Below are 6,427 nucleotides of genomic sequence, written 5' to 3' on the forward strand. Positions count from 1 at the left end.
ATTAATGGTGAGCAGCTTCTCTAAGCGCGGCGGCCGAGGCCAGCAACCCGCCAATCTCCAATATAAGCAGGCCTGAATCGAAATTGTAAGTGGGCGCCTGCGCTGACAAGCGCGTAAGTGCTGCATGTGCCTCGATCACCGCTGACTGCTGCCGCGATGCTGCAGACGGCAGCGTGGCCGCGAGCACAGCACGCGCAAGCTCAAGGACAGCAAGTTGCCTGTCGCGCGAAGGCCTCGCCCCCATCGCGTCGGCTAGCATGCCTCGCAGGCGGAATTCGGGGTCGCCTTCCGAAAGAATGAGATTCATCGCGCGGTATATTTTGCCGAGATCATGCTGAACGTATGCCAACGCCACGCCGGGTGAGCCTTGGGCCGCCGCAATCGCCTCTCCTCGCAATGACACCTCTGCTTCGGGAAAATCGCGCAGAAGAACCGCGTTCAGGCTTTCCGCCGAGAGGGGAGCAAATCGCAGGACGCGGCAGCGTGAGCGAACGGTGGGGAGCAACCGTCCCGGTTGATGCGCGACAAGCAGAAAGAATGTTCCGGAAGGAGGCTCCTCCAACGCTTTCAACAGGGCGTTCACGGCACTTTTCTCAAGATCGTCGGCCGGATCGATCACGATTGCCCGGCGGCTTCCGACCGTCGGCTTCGTCGACAGGCGGCGGATCATGCCACGGACTTGATCGACGCTGATATTGCGCTTGGACTGGTACGGCTTACCGTCTGCCTTTTTCTTCGCTTCGTCCTCGTTGGCAGGCAGATGCTCGAGAATGTGGATGTCGGGGTGAGATTCTGAATCCCACTGCTCCAGCGCACCTTCCCGAACAAGCTCCGTGGCGGCGGCCCGAGCAAATGCCCCCTTCCCCAAGCCCTTCGAACCAGCAAGTAGCCACGCATGATGCATGCGTTCCGAAGCGAGTGCTTTCAGCCACTCCTGCCAAGCAGCGTCTTGCCCGACTACCGAAGAAAACGTCACAAGAGCTTCTCGACGGCTTCCAGAACCAACGCGTGAGTGGCCTCGACCGTGCCGTTTCCATCGATCAAAGCAAACCGCTCGGGCTCCTCTTGCGCATATTCGCTGAAGGCCGCAGCCACCCGCGCATGGTATTCCGGCGATCGTGCACCGATCCGGTCGCTGCTCCCGCCATCCCGCAGCGAGAGCCTCTGTTCTGCAACTTCAGGCGAGACGTTCACCAGCACGGTAAGTGCGGGCAGCAGCCCCTCGCTCCCGATCTGGTGCAACTTTCGGATCTCCGCGTCGCTCAACCCTCCCGCTCTCCCTTGATAGGCGCGGCTCGAGTCCAGAAAGCGATCGCAGATAACCCAGCGTCCTTTCGCAAGGGACGGGCGGATCAGTCGCTCGACGTGATCGGATCTGGCGGCTGCAAACAGCAATGCCTCGGCACGCCAGTTCCAGCCGTCTCCTTCGTTCGCCAGCAGCAGATTGCGAATGGCCTCGGCTCCGGGGGTACCCCCAGGCTCCCGAGTTAGTACCACCTCAAGACCGCGCCGCCCGAGGGCCTCTGCGAGCAGCCGAGCCTGAGTGGACTTGCCGGCGCCCTCCCCGCCTTCGAACGCGATGAACGTGCCGCTTCGCATCAGAAAATATTCAGCAGTCCGTTGCGCATTCGTGCCAGCAACCCTGCGACCGGCACGTCCTGCGCCGCGTAAAGCGGGATGCGCGAGGACTCGACACCGTCAACCTTCACTTCGACCTCTGCCACCTGAGAACCTTTCTGAACCGGCGCCACAAGGGGCCCCTTATAGTGCAGAGTCATCGAGACGCGTGCCTTCGAATACCGCGGCACCGTCGCGTACAACGCGCGGTTCGCCACGAGGGGGACGGTTGTTGTAGAACCGTCTTGGACGCGCGCGCGCGCAACTGTCGCGCCTTCGGCGAACAAAGGATAGCTGCGCCATTGGGTGAAGCCCCATTCAAGCAATGCCTTGGCAGCTGCATCACGCTCGGTATGAGTCCGTGCGCCCGCCAGCACCATGACAAGCCGTCGTCCATTTCGTTCTGCCGAGCCGAGAAAATTGTAGCCGGCTTCACGTGTATAGCCGGTCTTGATGCCATCGGCTCCCGGCACGACCCCGACTGTAGGGTCGTGGCTACGCATGGATATGTCCTGCCAGCGATAGCGCTTCTGCCCCGAAAAGTGCTTGTAAAGCCGCGGGTAGCGCATGGTCATCGCGTCCGCCAGCCGCACCAGGTCACGAGCGCTGACAAATGTCTGCCCCTCGTCCATCCATCCGTTTGGCGTGTTGTAGTGGCTGTGCGTCATGCCGAGACGGCGCGCGGCGTCGTTCATCATCAACGACCAGGTTTCGACTGTTCCAGCATACCCGTGGGCCAGAACCATGGAGGCATCATTCGCGGACGCTGTCATGATCCCATGCAACAGCGCGTCAGTCGTGACCGGCTGGCCAGGCTTCAGGTACATCGAAGTACCTTTCGCAAACCACTCGCGTGAGATCTCCGGTGGCACCACGAAGGTACGGTTCAGAGGCAGACGGCCCGCGCCAATCTCCTCAAACGCGACATAGGCTGTCATGACTTTCGTCACCGATGCAGGCAGGAAGCTGACATCAGACCTACGCGCGACGAGCACCTCTCCGGAGCCCAGATCCACTAGCATACTCACCGGCACGCGGAACACTTCCGACGGCACCATCGGCGTTGCAGCAAGAGCGCTGGCCGGCAAAGGCAGCGCAAGAAGGAACGTTAGCAACCGCTTCAAAACCCGCGAACTCCCGCGCACCGCCCCATGCAGTGCATCCAGGCCGCGGCTAGCCGATCTCAGTCCGCGCGCTGGATTCGGGCGTCGCTATAGCCCGCTGCCCTTGCCTTCTCCAGCGCTGGTGCAGCTTCTCCACTGTCGATGAAGGGGCCAAGCCGGACTCGCCAGTATCGGCCCGCCTGAGTGACATGCCCATCCAGTTGCTTTGCCACTTTGTCCGCGCGCTCAGGAGCGGAGAAGGCAGCCACCTGCACAACAAGGGTCCCGTTCCTCCCGGTGACTTGGCGCTCAGCGCTTGCGGCGGCCTGCGTTCTCGACACAGTTGGGGGCAAGGGCGCGGCGCTGGAAATCGGTCCGGACGAGGCCTTTACCTCTGCAGCATAGACACCGATTGCCGCCGGTTTGGACGTCTGCACTGCCGCTGAAGACACATTCGCGGCCGGCTTGGGCGTCTGGTCGGCAAGTTTGCGTCGCAAGACTTTCAGGAGCGACTCGGGCGTGTCCATCCTCCGCGGTGCGGCCTCACCTGTTCGCAAGCGGGAACGCTCCACTTCAGGCGGATTGACTCGGCGCACCCGGACCGCAGCGCGATCTTTGGCGACACCCAATTGCTCGGCTGCGGATGGGGCTAGAGCGATGACGCTGTCATTTACCATCGGGCCCCGTTCGACAAGCCGGATAACGATGGTGCGCCCGCTATCGAGCGCCGTTACTTCAACGTAGCTCGGCAATGGGAGTGTCTTGTGAGCGCCCGTAAGTGGAGGCAGGCCTTCCTGCTGAACCTTGGCGTAGCCGACCGCATCGTAATTCAGCTGGTCAACGGGGGTCCATCTGACGCCCTCAATATCAAACGGATCGCCGATAGTGACCGGGTAGTCGGCAGCCGGTCCGGCCTGCGCGACGTCGGTTCTCTCCGGATGTGCCTCCACTGCAATGCCATAGCCGCCCGCAAGCAACAGAGCCGCGACAGGTAACGTACGGCTAGCGGGCAATCTCATCGGCTAACAATCCCACGGACAATGCATAGTAGTTCGAGCAATTGTACTGCAGGATGACACGATAATTCCCGGTTAACAGATAAGCGGGGGTGCCAGGACCATCTGGTTGAAAGAGGGAAGCAAGCACGTCCTGGCCGATGGGGCTGCTCGGGACCACGCCCCGTTGACGCCATTCAGCCACTGTCAGCCAGCGCCCATGCCGCGCGTGGACACGGTCGCAAGAGGGGGCTGCCAGCTTGGTGTCGAAATTTCCCATGGAAAAGCCGGCCGGTACCGTCGCACGTACGCCCCAGGGCTGACCGGGGCGCCATCCGGCGTCACGGAAGTAATTGGCGATCGAGGCGAGCGTATCGGCATCACTGTTCCAGATGTCGGCTGTGCCGTCTCCGTCGCCATCGACTGCCAGACGGAGGTAAACGCTTGGGAGGAACTGCGGGTTACCAAACGCACCGGCCCAGCTCCCTTTCAGGCGGTAAGCGGGAACGCCTTCGTCTACCATCTTGAGGAGCCCGATCAGCTCGCCCTCGAACAAGCCACGGCGCCGCCCCTCCCAGGCCAGAGTGGCCAGAGATCGAGCGAGATCGAAGTCCCCCAGGTAGCTGCCGTAGTTGGTTTCATGCCCCCAGATCGCCATCAGCACCGAACCCGGCACTCCGTACCGCTGCTCAATCCCGGGCAAAAGCCGGGCGTCACGTGCATAGCGCTCTCGTCCCCGCGCAATCCGAGCGGCGTCCACATGCCGCGCAATGTAAGGCGCTGCGGGCGGCGGCGCTGAACTGCGGGAAGGCTGGCCGGAATCCAGCTCTATCACGCGAGTATTCGGGGTCAGCCCCGTCAGCACACGGCTGATCGTGGTACTGCTAACACCCTCACGCCGCGCACGTGCGGCAACAGTCTCGAGGTAGGTATCAAACCCTTGGCCGCCCGGCTGAGCTTGCGCAGCCGTGAAAGGCATAGCCAGCAAAGCTAGGAAAAATGGGCGAGCCAGTTTGCAGTGCACCTGGCGAAACATGAAGCGTCCTATCATTCCTGCTGGATCTGGCACAAAGGGCGGGCGATGGGAATGCCCGCTGCGTGCAAGTCACCGCGAGGAAGCCACCCTTCCCCCTAACCGATATGCAGCCAAGCGTATGCTTCGGCTTGCACACTCTGATCATTCAGCTATGCGCAACTTTGCGCGGGACAGGTGGCCGAGCGGTTTAAGGCACCGGTCTTGAAAACCGGCGTGGGTGCAAGCTCACCGTGGGTTCGAATCCCACCCTGTCCGCCATGTCCCTTTCCACGCGCTGCTGTAAGGTTTCAAGAAGCCTGCTGACACGGGCTTTATATCCTGCCGTATGGTTCCCTTGTGTTCCGCTACCAGCAGGATCGTTTTTGGGGCACAATTGACGCACTGCCTACCCCTCGTAGGGGAACACGCGCTCGGGATCTTCGTGCTCAAAGGCCTTATTGTGCTTCATGGACGGAAGGATGGGTCGATGCGATCCCTGACCGACTTGCCCAGCAGACCGGCCTCTCTAGACGTACCGTCGCGGAGCAGTCTAGGTGCTGCGGCGGTATCTTGAGATGCTCGGCCACTCGTCACCCTCGGGTGCGAGTGCCAAGTTGGCATCTTACCCCTCCTCTAGAACAGAAGGGAGAGTGGCCTGAAGGCGCAAGGGCGCCCTCAGGCGTCAGATTTGTATTGTCCCTTGCCTAGATGCTCGTTCCGCCGCCCAGAGTATCCAGCGACCAAGAGCAAAGGACATGCCAAGCCGTTGCCGCCGGGCGCACTGAGGGCATGTGCAAGTATGCCGCTAGGTGCATCTATGCGCATCAGCGGAGCGCTCGGCCGAACCGCCCTTCGACCTAGGATCGAAGGGGGCTGAGCGGGTCAGCGGCGATGCGTCAAAACCGACACAAGAGGTGCGCGGGCGAGGCGGGAGAAAAGCGCGGTCTGAGAGGTCGAGGCAACGAAGCATACCCTTACGCCATGGGCATCTCTAGCGCCTAACCAAGCAGATCAAGGCCGACTGGGATCCGCCGCTAATTAGGAGAATGCGTCATAACATTATCTATTTCGTCGGTCGGATTGCTTAGATAAGCTAAGCACACGACTCGGGAGGATATCTGCGATGCACCAGCAAACTACCGTCAGCGAATTCGCGGACATCGACCTGGAGGCGTTCAACTGGCGCATCCCGACTGGGCGCTACACGTCTGCGGAAATCCAGGAACATCTGCGGAAATCCAGGAACAAGAGCGCGAACGGATCTGGAGCAAGGTGTGGCAGATCGTCGGCCGTGCGGATGAACTTCCGAACACTGGCGACTGGAAGGTCTACAAGATCTTCGACCAATCATTCGTGATCGTCCGCGGCCGCGAGGGTCAACTTCGCGGCTTCGTCAATTCATGCCGCCACCGGGGAAACATCCTGTGCGAGAAGCCGAGGGGCCACTCGGGTCGGTTCACCTGTCCCTACCACCTGTGGACTTATGGTCTTGACGGTAAGCTGTTGGCGGTAGCTCGGCCCGATCTGGTCGGCGACATCGACAAGGCTGAACACGGCTTGGTGGAAGTGCCGGTGGACACATTCGCAGGGTTCATCTTCCTCAATCCGGACCAGGCGGCTCGCCCCTTGGCCGAGTTTTTGGGCCCCGAAGTCGTAGAACGTCTTTCGGCCTACAAGCTCGACGAGATGACCCCGGT

At 61.3% G+C, this 6,427-nt stretch carries 6 protein-coding genes and 1 tRNA gene; 2 read left to right on the plus strand and 5 right to left on the minus strand.

Annotated features, from left to right (window positions below; translation table 11 throughout):
- Position 1: 1 nt before the first annotated feature.
- From ABUH87_RS01455 to ABUH87_RS01475, 5 genes are read right to left on the minus strand one after another with little or no spacing between them, the layout of a single operon-like run.
- Positions 2 to 976, minus strand: a complete 975-nt coding sequence (locus ABUH87_RS01455; RefSeq protein ID WP_367768280.1) for an AAA family ATPase — start codon at positions 974 to 976, stop codon at positions 2 to 4.
- Positions 973 to 1,599, minus strand: coding sequence for a dTMP kinase (gene tmk / locus ABUH87_RS01460; protein ID WP_367768283.1), 627 nt, complete (start codon positions 1,597 to 1,599; stop codon positions 973 to 975). Before tmk ends, ABUH87_RS01455 begins: the two co-directional genes overlap by 4 nt.
- Entirely contained in the window at positions 1,599 to 2,741 is a 1,143-nt protein-coding gene (locus ABUH87_RS01465) for a D-alanyl-D-alanine carboxypeptidase family protein (RefSeq protein ID WP_367768287.1), read from the minus strand. Before ABUH87_RS01465 ends, tmk begins: the two co-directional genes overlap by 1 nt.
- Positions 2,742 to 2,800: 59 nt before the next feature.
- Positions 2,801 to 3,739: an SPOR domain-containing protein gene (locus ABUH87_RS01470; protein ID WP_367768291.1), complete on the minus strand. Its 939-nt coding sequence runs from the start codon at positions 3,737 to 3,739 to the stop codon at positions 2,801 to 2,803.
- Positions 3,723 to 4,694, minus strand: a complete 972-nt coding sequence (locus ABUH87_RS01475; RefSeq protein ID WP_367768294.1) for a lytic murein transglycosylase — start codon at positions 4,692 to 4,694, stop codon at positions 3,723 to 3,725. The genes ABUH87_RS01470 and ABUH87_RS01475 overlap by 17 nt, the downstream gene beginning before the upstream one ends.
- 225 nt (positions 4,695 to 4,919) lie before the next feature.
- Here ABUH87_RS01475 and ABUH87_RS01480 point away from each other — a divergent pair.
- Both ABUH87_RS01480 and ABUH87_RS01485 read left to right on the plus strand, forming a co-directional pair.
- Positions 4,920 to 5,009 (plus strand) — tRNA-Ser (locus ABUH87_RS01480).
- A gap of 993 nt (positions 5,010 to 6,002) precedes the next feature.
- Positions 6,003 to 6,427: aromatic ring-hydroxylating oxygenase subunit alpha (locus ABUH87_RS01485; protein ID WP_367768297.1), on the plus strand; the 425-nt coding region annotated here is incomplete at its 3' end.

Source organism: Novosphingobium rhizovicinum (assembly GCF_040813635.1).
Classification (GTDB): Bacteria; Pseudomonadota; Alphaproteobacteria; order Sphingomonadales; family Sphingomonadaceae; genus Novosphingobium; species Novosphingobium rhizovicinum.